Below are 14,867 nucleotides of genomic sequence, written 5' to 3' on the forward strand. Positions count from 1 at the left end.
AACTCAGGTGTAATCCTCGATAGCTCAATGGTAGAGCACTCGGCTGTTAACCGAGTTGTTGTAGGTTCGAGCCCTACTCGGGGAGCTGTAAGAATGAATTCGTGATAGCTCACACTCATTCTTATTTTTTTTAATAGATATTTCGGCTCCATGGTCAAGCGGTTAAGACACCACCCTTTCACGGTGGTATCAGGGGTTCAAATCCCCTTGGAGTCATAAAACAGAACAAAAGGTTTTAATTTGCCGACATGGCTCAATGGCAGAGCAGCTGATTTGTAATCAGCAGGTTGTTGGTTCGACTCCGACTGTCGGCTCTTTGGACCTTTAGCTCAGTTGGTTAGAGCAACCGGCTCATAACCGGTCGGTCCTGGGTTCGAGTCCCCGAAGGTCCACTTGCTTTTGTTCTGTTTAATATGGCCTGGTGGCTCAGCTGGTTAGAGCGCCGCCCTGTCACGGCGGAGGTCGTGGGTTCGAACCCCATCCGGGTCGTTTACAATAGAATAATGTTGTATATATGGGATCTTAGCTCAGCTGGGAGAGCATCTGCCTTACAAGCAGAGGGTCACAGGTTCGAGCCCTGTAGGTCCCATCATTTATTGAATAAACTGCTTATTTATCAGGCCGGTGTGGCGGAACTGGCAGACGCACAGGACTTAAAATCCTGCGGGACTTATACTCCCATACGGGTTCGATTCCCGTTGCCGGCATTTGGTTTATCCAATAAGTACGTGTAGCTCAGCTGGATAGAGCGTCTGGCTACGGACCAGAAGGCCGCGAGTTCGAATCTTGTCACGTACATCTTATCAACCCTGTATTATCTGTGCATACAGATGATGCAGGGCTTTTTGTTTATTATTTTATAATAGTGTTTGTTACATATTTTTAAATATAAAAGTATTAATCAAATTTCAAATGCCAGTATGCTTTGAAAACTGAAACATTATTTGCAATAAGAAATCTTATTTGGAAATTAGAACTTTAAAACTGTGAATAAAACCATTAATAATAGACATACTAAACAGTGAACTAAATTAAAGGAGGACACAGGTATGTCATATAATTCATCTAAAAACGAATCTAACAGCTATAACGAAGCTGGAAAGAACGCATATAACAAGAGTTCATCAAAGAATTCATCAAAAAATACTTCTAATTCGTCAAAGAACTCATCAAAAAGTTCTTCTAACTCATCAAAGAATTCGTCAAAGAATTCATATAACAAGTCTACAGACAGCTCAGACTGCTATTAAAAAGCATTTCTTATAAAGATGGTTGTTTGCAATGAAAGGCTGTGCAAACAGCCTGATACATAGGGATTTAGGTTATAGTTATGAAAATCGAGCATAAAATATATTAAAATAAATATAAGAAATGTGTAATATGAATTGTGAATTAATAGGACCTAGAAAGTTAGAATATTATATAAATAATCCTTATTCTTATATTATTGACATAAGGAGTAAAGAAATGTATGACAGTGGTCATATAAAAGGAGCAGAAAATTATCCATATGACTATCTGAGCTCGTATGAGGGCATTAGAGCCTTTAAAAGCCAATACAGGGATAAAAGTGCCATATATATATTATATTGCGAAACTGGAACAAATAGTCTGCTTGTATGTAATAAGCTTGCATTATATGGGTATATTGTGAAATCACTGGCTGGTGGAATAAGAGGATATAACGGAAGATATTTACAGTTAAAGCCATAATATCTGAAGGTATGAAATTTTAGTGAAGAGAAAATGTGATTTAACTATTTTACTTGATTATTTATGGTAAGCATTTTAATATTGATATATATTGTTCGATATTAAGAATAAAATGGTTTAATATTGCTAGTCAGGCATTACTGCCAGATAGAACAATTATTATAAAATCTATAAAAGAATGTATGAATGGAGAAATGCAGGCATATGAAGAATACGTATGAATTGATTGCACCGTGTCATTTTGGATTAGAGTCAGTGTTAAAGCGTGAAATATACGATTTAGGCTATGATATATCCAAAGTGGAAGATGGAAAGGTTACATTTATAGGAGATGCGGATGCGATTGCAAGAGCTAACATTTTCTTAAGAACAGCAGAGCGTGTGCTGCTTAAGGTTGGTGAATTCAAGGCAACAACATTTACTGAACTGTTTGATAATACTAAAGAACTGGAATGGGAAGAATTCATTCCTAAGAATGGCAAGTTCTGGGTTACTAAAGCTAATTCTATCAATAGTAAGCTCTTTAGCTCATCAGATATACAGTCAATTGTAAAAAAGGCAATTGTAGAGCGTTTAAAGGGCAAATACGCCGTTAATTGGTTCGAGGAGGACGGAAACAGCTATCCTATAAGAGTAAGCCTTATGAAGGACGTTGTGACTATTTCGCTTGATACATCAGGGGATTCATTACATAAAAGAGGTTATAGACCAGCGGCAGGAAAAGCACCAATATCAGAGACATTAGCGGCTGCACTTATAATGCTTACGCCTTGGAAATCAGACCGTATACTTATAGATCCATTTTGCGGAAGCGGAACATTTCCAATTGAGGCAGCAATGATAGCAGCCAATATTGCACCAGGAATGAATAGACGCTTTACATCTTTACGCTGGACTAATATAATAAATAATGAACTGTGGGATAACGCAGTAGAAGAAGCGGAAGACTTAATTAATTTAAGTATAGACACAGATATTCAGGGATTTGATATTGATGAAAATGTAATTAAAATAGCAAGAAGCAACGCTGCCAATGCAGGTGTTGAGGATTTGATACATTTTCAGGCAAGAAGTGTCAGCGAATTAAGCCATCACAAAAAATATGGCTTCATAATAACTAATCCGCCATATGGTGAACGTCTTGAAGACAAAGAGACGCTTCCAGCTATATATTCAGCATTTGGAAAGCAGTTTGAAAAGCTGGATTCGTGGTCAGCATATATGATTACATCATATGAAGATGCAGTTAAATATTTTGGACGTAAGGCAGATAAGAACCGTAAAATATACAATGGAATGCTTAAGACATATTTTTATTCATTTATGGGTCCTAAGCCACCAAAGAGAGGTTAATTATGAAGAGTATTATTTTGGCATCTAATAACAAGGATAAAGTTAAGGAAGTTAAAGAAATCCTGAAGGGGTACGACATTATTTCTATGAAAGAAGCTGGAATTGATGTTGATATTGAAGAGAACGGAACGACATTTGAAGAAAATGCTTTGATAAAAGCAAGAGCAATTATGAAGCTTACAGGCCAAATAACAATGGCAGATGACTCAGGGCTTGAGATAGATTATCTTAATAAAGCTCCTGGCGTGTATTCTGCACGATTTATGGGACACGATACTTCTTATGATATAAAGAATAAAGCTCTTATACAGAAGCTTGAGGGCGTTAAGGAAAGTGACAGAAGCGGACGCTTCGTATGTGCAATTGCAGTCTGTTTTCCAGATGGACGTGAAATAGTTAAAAGAGGAACAATGGAAGGGCTTATTGCCGAAGAGATAAAGGGAGATAATGGCTTTGGGTATGACCCGATTGTATATCTTCCAGAATATGGCAAGACGTCTGGCGAACTTGCACCTGAGGAGAAGAATAAGATAAGCCACAGGGGCAAGGCATTGGCTCTGATTAAAGAAGAGTTAGACAAATCGGAGGAATTATATGCAGAGGATAATGATAGTAAGTGATACGCACAGACGACACGGTAATCTGGCAGAGGCTATATATAACGAGGGACATCTGGATATGCTTATACATCTTGGTGATGTTGAAGGCGAAGAAGAGGTAATAAAAAGCATAGCCGGCTGTGAAACTATATTTATAGCTGGAAATAATGATTTCTTTTCACCGCTTGACCGCGAGAAAGAAATTGAACTTGGCGGTAAGAAAATATGGCTGACACACGGACATAATTATTATGTATCTTTGGATTTGAAAGTTATTGAGCAGGAAGCTGTTGCCAGAGGAATGGATATAGTTATGTTTGGACATACACACAGGCCGGTTATTATCGTGGAGGATAATATAACACTTATTAATCCTGGCAGCATATCGTATCCAAGACAGGCTGATGGTATACCAACTTACATAATTTTAGAGATTAATGACAATAATGAGTTTAATTTTGAATTAAAAAATGTATAGGAAACCCAGTAAAATAGGGCGTTTGGAGTATATGCTTCAAAAAAATTAAAAAAATTCAAAAAAAGTTTCAAAAAAGTGTTGACATATGGCGAATCATAGCATATAATCTATCTTGTTGTTGCGGTACACGAGTTAAGAACTTAAGAAACAACAACAAGATAAAACCTTTCGGGGTGTGGCTCAGCTTGGCTAGAGCGCTTGATTTGGGATCAAGAGGTCGCAGGTTCGAATCCTGTCACCCCGACTTACAATTTAATATATTATGCGGGTGTAGTTCAATGGTAGAACACTAGCCTTCCAAGCTAGATACGTGGGTTCGATTCCCATCACCCGCTTTGTGTGTCCGTAGCTCAGCTGGATAGAGCAACGGCCTTCTAAGCCGTGGGTCGAGGGTTCGAATCCCCCCGGGCACACTTTTTTTTAACCATATTGGTTAAGCACTTAAAAAGTGTGATACAAGTTGTTAATTAACTTGTAAGAGAGTTCTAAGAGAACTCTTATTTTATGTTATGGTGGGTATAGCACAGCTGGTTAGCGCGTCAGATTGTGGCTCTGAAGGTCCAGGGTTCGAATCCCTGTATCCACCCTTTAATTAATGGGCTATCGCCAAGCGGTAAGGCACAGGGTTTTGATCCCTGCATTACGCTGGTTCGAATCCAGCTAGCCCAGCTGGGTTGGTTGATAGAACTCCCAATCATCAGTTAATAGCATAAGGGCTCATAGCTCAGTTGGTAGAGCACTAGACTTTTAATCTAGGTGTCCCGGGTTCGAACCCCGGTGGGCTCATTGCAAAGGGAATGGTTGAAATACCGTTCCCTTCTTTTTTTGCCATAGTGGACTAGGGGTCAAACAGGTGTCGTAGTCTAAGAATGGGGAAAGTGTGATTTTAATATAAAAAGTATAAAAAGTCTGCAAAGCCGCATAAATACTGGGAGAATCGTTGGTGGTGAAGTTGGGCACTTTTTGGGCACTTGGTGATAGTGGAGAGCGGAATGATTGATAATTCTAGTTTTAATTAGTGCAATTAGGTTGAGTTTTATGTTAAAATTGGTAAAACAAATCGTTGTTTGGCGATTTGGTAAATCCCAATAAATTAGTTTTATATGGAACAGAAACTTTGAATTTACAGAACTACAAAGAAAGGATACATATTATGGAAGGAAGATTAATAGCATTTGTTATTTGGGTAATAATCGGCGTATTATTTATTGTAATGGGCATTTATGATTTTAATTCCAAGAAAGCAAAACCTTTCGGTTTTTGGGCAAATGCCGAGGTAGCGCCCATAGAAGATGTGAAAGGCTATAATCGTGCTTTGGGCATATTGTGGTGCGTGTATGGTATTTTGTTTACGTTAATTGGATTGCCTTTATTAGATGGGCTTAATTCGGGTTTGATTATTATACCTATATTGGGTGCAATGCTTATTAGTATTGCGGCTATGGTAGCGTATGTAGTAGGTATTGAACCCAAATGCCGCAAAAAGAAATAAATGAAAACTTCCAGTTTATAGATTTCATCTTACAAGATACCTGCAAATCACCAACCTGTAAATATATATAATAAATTTGATACAAGAAACAGAGCAAGTACTAAGGTAGCGAAAACCTTTCAGTACTTGCTCTTATTTTATTTACAGGAGGTTTGCTATGGATGACAAGATAAGTGCTGTTGTTGGTAAGCTACAGCAAAGACTTGGTGATGATTACGAGGTAAGAATTGTTGATGTAACAAAGAACAATGATACTGTGAAGAAAGGTATTTCTGTCAGGAAGAATGGAGAGAAAATCGGAAGAATATATTACTGGAATGGAGAAGCATTAGAAGCATTTCTTGGTGATGTAGAAAGCAGTCCTCTTCCTGATATAGACTTTGAAATGAGCCTTAAGAAACAGAAGGACAACATAGTTGCTATGCTAATCAATGCTGAAGCGAATAAGGAACGGCTAAAGGATATGCCACATAGAATGGTAGAAGGTCTGGATCTGGTTATTGTATATAAGATAATCTTCAAGAAAGATTCAGAGGGAATAACATCATCAGATATCAATAATGGTATGATGGCAATGTTAAGAGTGACAGAAGATGAATTGTATACCATTGCAATGAAGAATACCAAAGAATGCTATGCTCCAGATATAAAATCTATGACAGAAACACTTAATGATATGATGAAAGAGTCTCAGGATATTGTAGAAGATATTCCTGAGACTCTTTTTATATTGTCAAATGAAACAAGACAGTTTGGAGCAATATGTATGCTATATCCAGAAGTCTTAAAGAAGTTCTGTGTGGAAAAGATGATTGATGGAGTATTTGTAATTCCTTCATCAATTCACGAAGTGTTGCTGATGATAGCAGATAAGAATAAGGTTGATGTTGGATATATAAGGCAGATGATTAAAGAGGTTAACTATGAAAATGTGAGCGAGGTTGAAAGATTGTCTGATAGTCCGTATTACTATGATGTTGCAACAGATACATTAAGAATTGCTGAGTGAAAATGTAAAACAATGCTTACAGAACAGGAGGTCATATGTATACATTCAAAAGTGAAAAGGAACTGGAGAATATCATAAGGATTGATAAAAGTATACCTAATAAGGTAATAGAAAATGCCAAGTATCATATAGGACTTGTTGAGGAAAGCTATGAGGATGGAGCCTGTGGCAACTTCTACATACTGACAGATGATAATGGCATAGATAGTGCGGTATATAAAGATTGTCTTGCTAATTGTAACCTGGATGAAGATGAGTATGAGTTTGATGACCTGATATGTATGGACAATAATTATGAGTGGCACGTAAGGGCATATATAGGAACAGAAGCATACTGGGTATTTTTCTATCGTGATTGCAGAAAGGAGCAGTAAATGGAAACTAAGAGAGAACAGATAACAACAGAGGTTGTATTCAATGGAGACAGGACATATGAGATAAAGAGAAGAATAGAAGGGTATAAAGGAGACAAGGCAATACTGATAGGACTTTACCCTACTATTGATGGTGATAACATTACCCAAATATAAGAGCAGATAGTTCTTGATTCAGATGATATGAAAGAGGTCGTTTTTCTGCCATATGAGAAGTATTTATAATAGTAATAAAGCGTAAACAGGAAGTGAGTGATAAGATGTTTGATAAGGACAGATATGTAACGAAAGGTATCAATGAGAAAATGCCTTCAGACGCACAGAAAGTGCATAAACATAAGTCAGAATATGAGTTTTTTTCTGTTGATGGCAACTATGTAGAAGGTAAAGTATATGTAATAGATGAATGAGTGTATGCAACAAAGCCTTGAGCAGAAGAATACTAGAGAAAATGGTATTGAAAAGGCAGATTTGGAGATAATAATTCCTATTTACTTTTATTTGTAAGATGTATATTTTTTCATAAGATTAGGAGCACTTGCTAGTGATAGCTATATAGTAGTACAAAAAGAAATATTATGATTCAATTAATAAAATTATTAGAATTAATACAAGAGTTTGATATAATAAGAAAAAAATTAATGCGAATTAATTTATTAAGTGGTGAAAGGTATAGATATAAGTGAGTATATAAAAGTAATATAGTATAATAAATTGGTGATAAAAATTATAAATAAATGAAAGGAATTAATATGTTTTTCTCAATTAAGAAAGATATTTATGATAAAAAAGTCTTATTAAAGACCTGTTATAAATTCACAGATGAATATTATATTCACTTGGATTCTAATAAGGATGAGTTTGTTATTAGTATACAAAAGAAAGATGGGAAGGCAGATACATCCATAGAAGGTGAATTTAAGAATGAACTTATTGAATTTGCTAATAGAGAGATAGTATTTGAACAAACGAAAAATATTAGAGAACTTCTTTTTGCAAGGTCAATGGCATCTTCAGTTATATATGATGATGAAATACAAACAGATATTAATTTGAATGTCGATGATAACAGTTCAATGAGGGATTGGTTTGATAATGAATGAGTTAAAACTTAGTAAAGAAATATATAATTATGGTCTTGTTAAAATGGCAGTTAAAGAATTTGCTGGAATATCTAATATTGTTGTTAATATTGAAGAAAATTTTTTAAGATGCGTATTTACAAATTGTATTTATGATGTCGAAATTACATTGAAAGAATTTGAAAATTATGTCATTGATTTAAATAATCAAAGAGGATTGATATGACAATGGTAATTAATGTGGTTCTTATAATATTATTTTGTTATATTGCATTAATAAGTTATTACAGTGATAAGAAAAATGGGATAATTCCTAATAAAAATCTTTTAGTCATAGGAATAATAGCTGTTATATTGAAAATTTTAGATTACAAAAATATAGATATAATGATAATACAATTAGTTATAGCATGTATTTGTTCATTATTATTTTATTTATTACATATATGGGCTGGTGGTGATTCTAAGTTATTTATAGTTGAGGCTATATTGACACCTAATATATTATATGTTCAGGATAGAATGGCGATTTTCCAAGTAATAGTTTTTTCATACTCATCGGTATATGTATATTTGATTATAGATAGTATATATGCATATATTCGCAAAAAAGAAACATATAATAAGCTTTCTTTGAAAAATATAAATGTAAAATTCTTTATTATGAATTGGTTATTAGTATTTTTGGCTTCAGCAGATATTCAAAAGCTGTTATATTATTTATTGAGAAAGTTTTATATTGAAAATTACATAATATTTGTTTTTGGAAATATGTTTTTTGTATTGATAATGAAAGAAGTTCTTGTAAAAGTAAGCAGACAATTAAGAAATAGTCTATTGATATTGTTATTGGTTTTATTTATGGTTCTTTCTCTTATATCTCCAATAAATTTTAAAATTGATTTAAAAAACGTAATTATTGTTTTGGTTATAGTTATTCTTCGTGAATGGGCAGATAGGTATAGTTATACACCAATTAAGACTTTAGATATAAAAAAAGGAATGATATTATCTGCATCATCAGTAATGTTATTTTTAAACTCAAACATAAAAGGTCTGCCTATGAAAGTATCAGAAGATATGGCAGCCAGACTGACAGATGAGGAAGTAGATAGTATTAAAAGATGGGCAAGAACAAAGAATGGGAAAGATGAATTAATTATAGTAAAGAAAATTCCATTTGCTTTTTTTATAAATATTGGTTATGCAATATTTATGATAATAGGAGGCTATAAGTTGTGGTTAGGTACATAAGTGAATATAAAAGCAAGTATAGAATATTTATTTTTTCTACTAAAGAAATTTACACAAAGGAATTACTAAATAAACAAAAAAATGTAGGAGAGTTTATAAATAATAAAATTGTATTTTATCCAGATGGAGAGACAGTAAAATTAAGTCCTAAAGAAATAAAAATAATGGATGAATTCTGTGATGGAGATGTTTTAGAAATATCAGAAACAGGTATAATTTACAGATGGTATTCGGTTATAGAAGGAGATGCAGGTATTGCGACAACTCCAAAATGTAATTCTAATTGCATAATGTGCCCTGCAAGTGATGGTGAACGAAGTCATAATACAGGATTATCATTAGAACAGCTAGAAACAGTAATCAAACATATGCCAGAAGATTTATGGTATTTTACAATAACAGGAGGAGAACCAACTTTAATTGGTGAAGATAATTTTATAGAAATATATAGAACAGTAAAAGAACATCTGCCGAATACCAATATATTGCTTTTAACAAATGGTAGGACGTTGGGAAATTATAGTTTTTTTGAAAAGTTTAAAAAGGAAAATATGAAAAATCTTAGAATAGCTATACCTATTCACGGAAGTATAGCATCAAAACATGATTATATAACGCAGGCAAAAGGTGGATTTGAGCAAACAATTAGAGGGTTGACTAATATTATTAATGCTAATATTGAAACAGAAATAAGAATTGTAGTTAGCAAGCTAAATGAGGATGATATACTTGATATTGCCAAGCTCATTGTTGCAAAATTTAAAAGAGTAAGAGTAGTTCATTTTGTAGGACTTGAAATGCGAGGTAATTGTGCTGCTAATGCTGATAAAGTGGTTATATCGTATGAGGAGGCTTTTTCAAAGTCAAAGAAAGCAATTCAATTATTAATGATAAATGGGATTGATGTTGCTTTATATAATTTTCCTTATTGTATGATTGAGAGAGGATATTGGTCATTAGCGAAGAAAAGTATTTCATCATATAAGGCAGAGTATTATGTTGAATGTGATAAATGTAAAATGAAGTCTATGTGTTGTGGGATTTTTACAGCTACAAGAAATTTTTACAAGCCAAGAGTATATCCAATAAAAGGTGATAATGAATGATAGGTTATTTTAATGCTAAAAAACAGAGTGAGGATGAATATTTACTTACAAATGATATGGGATTTTATAAGTATGTAAATTCAGAAACATATGATAAATTATGCAATAATAAAATCGACAAAGAAGATGAAGATTATGAGGATTTGATTGAAAAAGGGTTTATTATTAATATATCAATAGAAGAATATATAAAAAAATATTCTGGATTTATAAGAAGTATGAAATCATATTGTATGGGAGGTACTTCTTTACATATATTTGCAGTTACCAATATGTGCAATCTTGACTGTATTTATTGTCAGGCACATAGTAGAAATTCACATTTGAATGGTAAAATGACAGAGGAAATAGGAAAGCGTGCAATTGATATTGCGATGAATTCCAAGAATGATAACCTGACATTTGAATTTCAAGGTGGCGAGCCGTTGTTAAACTTCAATGTTATAAAAAGTATGATTGAGTATTCAAAGGAAAAAAATAAAATTTTAAATAAACATATTGAATACACAATAGTAACAAATTTGACGTGTCTGAATGATGATATATTACATTTTTTGTTAGATAATAATGTTAGTATATGTACTTCATTAGATGGAACAAGAGAAATTCATAATTATAATAGACCATACAAATTATCAAAAATAGGTAGTTTTGATGATGTTATTGATAAAATAGCATATTTAAAAAGTAAAGGTGTAAATGTTGGGGCTATTCAAACAACTTCTAAAAAAAGTATTCAAAATCCTAAAGAGATAATAGATATGTATTTAAAGATTGGCATAAACCATATTTTTTTAAGACCATTAACTCCATTAGGTATGGCTGATGATTCGTGGAAGAAGGTTGGATATACAGTAGAAGAATATATAAATTTTTATAAAGAAGCATTTCAGTATATAATGGAACTTAATAAAAATGGTACATTTTTTGTTGAAACGCATGCGGCATATTTTTTGTGTAAGATACTTGAAAATTATTCTCAAAATTATATGGAATTACGTTCGCCTTGTGGCGCTACATTAGGACAAATGAGTTATTATTATGATGGCAATATATTTACCTGTGATGAAGGAAGAATGTTATATGAAATGGGAGATAGTTCTTTCTTGCTAGGAAATGTATATAATGATTCATATATGGATATGATTGGTTCCGATATATGTAAAACATTATGTAAGTCCTCTATAATAGAAAGTCTTCCAAAATGTAATAATTGTGTATATCAGCCATACTGTGGAACTTGTCCTGTTGTTAATTATGCCAGCGATAAGGATTTGTTTTCTAAAAATCCAAAGGATTTTAGATGTAAAAGTTACTCAGCAATTATGGATTTATTATTTGAAATAATACATAGAAATGACAAACAGGAAATGGATATATTATATTCGTGGATAAGATGAGGTGATATGGATGGAAGAGAAAAAGTTTCCTAAAATAAGTAAATCTATTCAAGATTTTTTTGAGGATGAAGATGGAAGTATAACAAGAAATAAAGCATTGTTAATGGGTGGAATGATATTAGTGTTAGGGATGCTTTTTAGTGATGAGGTGTATGCTGCACATAGAACTCATTCAACGCATAGGACACATTCGACCCATAGGACTTCTAATAATGCGCATGGAAGTCATTCAACACACGCAACTCATAGCAATACACATTCAAATCATGCAACTCATTCAACACATGATTCACATAGCTCCCATAGTACACATTCAAATCACGCAACACATTCGACAAGTACTGTAGCACCAACAACACAGTCAGCACCAACAGAATCAGCAACAGCAGCACCAACAACTCAGGCAGCAACGATAGAACCAACAACAGCAGAACCAACAACACAGTCAGCAACGATAGAACCAACAACAGCAGCACCAACAACTCAGGCAGCAACGATAGAATCTACAACTATAGCACCAACAACGCAAGCGGTAACAATTGAATCAACAACATCAGCAATGACGGAAGAGGCGGCAATAGATGCTGGAACTTTAAATTCTGCATGTAATGATGTAATAAATACGTTAGTAGGCGGTGGAACATTGGCAGCAGTTGGAGGAGTTTTAGCACACAAAATAAAAAAGAATAAAGATAAAAATAAGGATGATAATAAAAAATAGCACGATTATTTAATTAAAATTTAATATAATAATTTAAAACAGAGCAAGTACTAAGGTGACGAAAACCTTTCAGTACTTGCTCTTATTTTATTTAAAGAATGAAGAAGAATGATACTGAACTGAGAAAATTCATGTCAGGAGAAAGAACAACAACATTGAACAGTTATGTTTACTCCTGTGGCACTTGGTGTCAGGGGGAGAGGAATGATTGAGAATAGGAGTTTTAACTTGGTTGAGTTTTATGTTAAAATGGATAAAACGAATCGAAGTTTGTGCATTATGGAGGATATTAGAATGAAGATTAATGAATATCAGGAATTGGCAATGACTACTTTAAATCCTGAACTAAGTAAAAGAGATGTATTAATAAATAGTGTAATGGGATTATGTGGCGAATCAGGAGAAGCCATTGATATAGTAAAAAAATGGATGGCTCAAGGACATGAATTGGACAAGGAACATTTGGCAAAGGAACTTGGAGATGTAGCTTGGTATTTGGCAGAAGCTGCAACAGCATTAGATATATCGCTTGAAGATATTTTACAAGCAAATATCGATAAATTAAAGATGAGGTATCCAGACGGATTTGAAACGAAAAAATCTTTAGTGCGCCTAAAAGGAGATATATAAACTCAAGTTTATAGATTACATCTCACAGAATATCCGTAAATCACCTGCCTACAACCATATATAATAAATTTGATATAAAAAACAGAGCAACAGGTATAGTTTTTCCATTTTCATCTAGAAAGGTTTTTAGAGTTTATGATGCATCATATTCTGAAAAATTGGTTTATAAAGAATTATCACAGTATCGAATAAGGAACGATAGAGAATTTTTTTTATTATCATATTCAAAAGCATGTGAAATGATAGAGAAAATTTTAATAGACAATAATATGATGTATTATAAGTATGACAATAAAGAAAAGTAGTAATTTGAGTATTAGTTTATAGGAGTTTTATATGAGTGATTTAAAAGCAATAGAGTATAAAAGATTTGAAGATATAAAGCATATTAATGAGAATGGTAGTGAATATTGGAGTGCGAGAGAATTAGCCGTTGCTTTAGATTATGTTCAGTGGCGAAATTTTGAAAAAGTAATAAAACGTGCAATGATTGCATGTGAAAATAGTGGACATAATGTTATGGACGATTTTGCTGAGGTCAGCAAAATCGTGGAAGCTGGTGCAACACACAAATCTACAAGGGATTATGAATTATCAAGATATGCTTGCTATTTAATAGTTCAAAATGGTGATCCGAGAAAAGAGGTCATTGCTTTAGGACAAACATATTTTGCAATTCAGACATATAGACAAGAAGTAGCTGATCATTTCAATGAATTGGATGAGGATAATAGAAGGTTGGTGGTGAGAGGGGATATAAAGCAATGGAATCAGATGTTAGCAGAAACTGCTCATAATGCAGGTGTTATTACAAATGAAGAGTTTGCTATTTTTCAAAATGCGGGTTATATGGGACTTTATGGAGGTCTTGATGTGGATGATATTCATACGAGAAAACAATTGGAAGTGGGGCAGAAAATTCTTGATTATATGGGAAGTACAGAGTTAATTGCCAATTTGTTTAGAATATCACAAACAGAAGAAAAATTAAGAAAAGATAAAGTGCAAGGTGCTGAAAAAGCAACATCGGTTCATTATAATGTTGGCAAAGAAGTAAGAAACGCAATAGAAAAAATAGGTGGAACTATGCCAGAAGATTTACCAACACCAGAAAAAAGTATTCAACAAATTGAAAAGGAACAAATGGAAAGATTGCGTAACAAAGCCCAAAATGGGAAACTTATGTTGGACGAATAGATTAAAAGATATTTATATTTGAAATAAAACTATGGATTTTTCAGGTGCTAGTTTAGAGTCGAGTGTTCATTAACTCAGTTGATATATGTGTTGTGTAAGAATATTTGTTTGTATATGATGCTTGAAATCACGTAAGAATAATTAAAAAAGTTTTGGGCACTTTTCCGGCACTTATTTCATCACTAATCATTACATAAAAATCATTACACAGGCTATCGGATCCTACTGGACTAGTGCCATAAAGGAGACCTAAGAAAGTCAGTGTTTAAGCGGTCTCACGGCTTCGAACCCCGGTGGGCTCATTGTCAAGGGAATGGTTGAAGACCATTCCCTTTTTTCTTTTCGTGTCCGGTGACTAGGAGGGGAACGGGTGTCTTGTGAAGAAATTCATTCTTCATTATTTCCAAGTGGTGTTAATGAAAAAAGTGAAAAATATCAAAATATTTACATTATTTACAA

General features: G+C 33.5%; 19 protein-coding genes and 14 tRNA genes. All 33 read left to right on the plus strand.

All coding sequences use genetic code 11. The annotated features are described in order from the left end of the window. The first annotated feature begins 13 nt into the window (after positions 1-13). A tRNA-Asn gene (locus tag C7390_RS12825) sits at positions 14-85 on the plus strand. A 59-nt stretch (positions 86-144) separates the two neighbouring features. Beyond that, positions 145-216 (plus strand) — tRNA-Glu (locus tag C7390_RS12830). Positions 217-242: 26 nt separating this feature from the next. Further along, positions 243-314: transfer RNA gene (locus C7390_RS12835), tRNA-Thr, on the plus strand. A 4-nt stretch (positions 315-318) separates the two neighbouring features. Beyond that, positions 319-392 (plus strand) — tRNA-Ile (locus C7390_RS12840). Between the two features lie 23 nt (positions 393-415). Further along, positions 416-489 (plus strand) — tRNA-Asp (locus tag C7390_RS12845). A gap of 27 nt (positions 490-516) precedes the next feature. Then, a tRNA-Val gene (locus C7390_RS12850) sits at positions 517-589 on the plus strand. A 31-nt stretch (positions 590-620) separates the two neighbouring features. After that, positions 621-707 (plus strand) — tRNA-Leu (locus C7390_RS12855). Between the two features lie 17 nt (positions 708-724). Then, positions 725-798: transfer RNA gene (locus C7390_RS12860), tRNA-Arg, on the plus strand. Between the two features lie 251 nt (positions 799-1,049). Then, positions 1,050-1,250, plus strand: coding sequence for a hypothetical protein (locus C7390_RS12865; RefSeq protein ID WP_116444307.1), 201 nt, complete (start codon positions 1,050-1,052; stop codon positions 1,248-1,250). A 130-nt stretch (positions 1,251-1,380) separates the two neighbouring features. Continuing rightward, on the plus strand, positions 1,381-1,713 hold the full coding sequence (locus C7390_RS12870) for a rhodanese-like domain-containing protein (protein WP_055176612.1): 333 nt from the start codon (positions 1,381-1,383) through the stop codon (positions 1,711-1,713). 204 nt (positions 1,714-1,917) lie between these two features. Then, the gene (locus C7390_RS12875; protein WP_116444309.1) at positions 1,918-3,066 is read left to right on the plus strand and encodes a THUMP domain-containing class I SAM-dependent RNA methyltransferase; all 1,149 of its coding nucleotides are present in this window, start codon (positions 1,918-1,920) and stop codon (positions 3,064-3,066) included. Between the two features lie 2 nt (positions 3,067-3,068). Continuing rightward, the gene (locus C7390_RS12880) at positions 3,069-3,686 is read left to right on the plus strand and encodes an XTP/dITP diphosphatase (protein ID WP_318256000.1); all 618 of its coding nucleotides are present in this window, start codon (positions 3,069-3,071) and stop codon (positions 3,684-3,686) included. Next, a complete protein-coding gene (locus C7390_RS12885; protein WP_022501620.1) occupies positions 3,661-4,143 on the plus strand; it encodes a metallophosphoesterase family protein in 483 nt (160 codons plus the stop codon). Before C7390_RS12880 ends, C7390_RS12885 begins: the two co-directional genes overlap by 26 nt. A gap of 169 nt (positions 4,144-4,312) precedes the next feature. Beyond that, positions 4,313-4,387, plus strand: a tRNA-Pro gene (locus tag C7390_RS12890). Positions 4,388-4,407: 20 nt separating this feature from the next. Beyond that, positions 4,408-4,478 (plus strand) — tRNA-Gly (locus C7390_RS12895). A 4-nt stretch (positions 4,479-4,482) separates the two neighbouring features. Continuing rightward, positions 4,483-4,556: transfer RNA gene (locus tag C7390_RS12900), tRNA-Arg, on the plus strand. 99 nt (positions 4,557-4,655) lie between these two features. After that, positions 4,656-4,729, plus strand: a tRNA-His gene (locus tag C7390_RS12905). Positions 4,730-4,739: 10 nt separating this feature from the next. Further along, positions 4,740-4,812, plus strand: a tRNA-Gln gene (locus C7390_RS12910). 44 nt (positions 4,813-4,856) lie between these two features. Further along, positions 4,857-4,929, plus strand: a tRNA-Lys gene (locus C7390_RS12915). Between the two features lie 367 nt (positions 4,930-5,296). Continuing rightward, positions 5,297-5,635 (plus strand): hypothetical protein, encoded by a 339-nt coding sequence (locus C7390_RS12920; RefSeq protein ID WP_055176606.1) that lies wholly within the window; start codon positions 5,297-5,299, stop codon positions 5,633-5,635. A 157-nt stretch (positions 5,636-5,792) separates the two neighbouring features. After that, a complete protein-coding gene (locus C7390_RS12925; RefSeq protein ID WP_116444310.1) occupies positions 5,793-6,644 on the plus strand; it encodes a DUF5688 family protein in 852 nt (283 codons plus the stop codon). A 35-nt stretch (positions 6,645-6,679) separates the two neighbouring features. After that, a complete protein-coding gene (locus tag C7390_RS12930; protein ID WP_090140744.1) occupies positions 6,680-7,018 on the plus strand; it encodes a hypothetical protein in 339 nt (112 codons plus the stop codon). After that, positions 7,019-7,174: a hypothetical protein gene (locus C7390_RS13805; RefSeq protein ID WP_318255883.1), complete on the plus strand. Its 156-nt coding sequence runs from the start codon at positions 7,019-7,021 to the stop codon at positions 7,172-7,174. It begins immediately after the preceding gene. Between the two features lie 104 nt (positions 7,175-7,278). Further along, positions 7,279-7,428, plus strand: a complete 150-nt coding sequence (locus C7390_RS13810) for a hypothetical protein (protein WP_318295701.1) — start codon at positions 7,279-7,281, stop codon at positions 7,426-7,428. 342 nt (positions 7,429-7,770) lie between these two features. After that, a complete protein-coding gene (gene hxsD / locus C7390_RS12935; protein WP_318255885.1) occupies positions 7,771-8,121 on the plus strand; it encodes a His-Xaa-Ser system protein HxsD in 351 nt (116 codons plus the stop codon). Then, positions 8,114-8,326 carry an HxsD-like protein gene (locus tag C7390_RS12940; RefSeq protein WP_090140748.1) on the plus strand — a complete coding sequence of 71 codons (213 nt, stop codon included), beginning with the start codon at positions 8,114-8,116 and terminating at the stop codon, positions 8,324-8,326. Before hxsD ends, C7390_RS12940 begins: the two co-directional genes overlap by 8 nt. After that, positions 8,323-9,354, plus strand: a complete 1,032-nt coding sequence (locus tag C7390_RS12945) for an A24 family peptidase (protein ID WP_090140750.1) — start codon at positions 8,323-8,325, stop codon at positions 9,352-9,354. The genes C7390_RS12940 and C7390_RS12945 overlap by 4 nt, the downstream gene beginning before the upstream one ends. Continuing rightward, complete coding sequence (hxsC, locus tag C7390_RS12950; protein WP_116444311.1) at positions 9,339-10,460, plus strand: His-Xaa-Ser system radical SAM maturase HxsC; 1,122 nt, start codon at positions 9,339-9,341, stop codon at positions 10,458-10,460. The genes C7390_RS12945 and hxsC overlap by 16 nt, the downstream gene beginning before the upstream one ends. Further along, positions 10,457-11,860, plus strand: a complete 1,404-nt coding sequence (gene hxsB / locus C7390_RS12955) for a His-Xaa-Ser system radical SAM maturase HxsB (protein ID WP_090140752.1) — start codon at positions 10,457-10,459, stop codon at positions 11,858-11,860. The genes hxsC and hxsB overlap by 4 nt, the downstream gene beginning before the upstream one ends. Before the next feature lie 10 nt (positions 11,861-11,870). Next, a complete protein-coding gene (gene hxsA3, locus C7390_RS12960; RefSeq protein WP_116927932.1) occupies positions 11,871-12,581 on the plus strand; it encodes a His-Xaa-Ser repeat protein HxsA3 in 711 nt (236 codons plus the stop codon). Between the two features lie 294 nt (positions 12,582-12,875). Continuing rightward, entirely contained in the window at positions 12,876-13,211 is a 336-nt protein-coding gene (locus C7390_RS12965) for a nucleoside triphosphate pyrophosphohydrolase family protein (RefSeq protein ID WP_055176724.1), read from the plus strand. Between the two features lie 95 nt (positions 13,212-13,306). Next, complete coding sequence (locus C7390_RS13940; protein ID WP_444292339.1) at positions 13,307-13,516, plus strand: GIY-YIG nuclease family protein; 210 nt, start codon at positions 13,307-13,309, stop codon at positions 13,514-13,516. Between the two features lie 31 nt (positions 13,517-13,547). After that, positions 13,548-14,408 (plus strand): DNA damage-inducible protein D, encoded by an 861-nt coding sequence (gene dinD / locus C7390_RS12975; protein WP_055176603.1) that lies wholly within the window; start codon positions 13,548-13,550, stop codon positions 14,406-14,408. Positions 14,409-14,867: the final 459 nt, after the last annotated feature.

The sequence above is a fragment of the Bacteroides galacturonicus genome (assembly GCF_003096855.1).
Classification (GTDB): Bacteria; Bacillota; Clostridia; order Lachnospirales; family Lachnospiraceae; genus Lachnospira; species Lachnospira rogosae.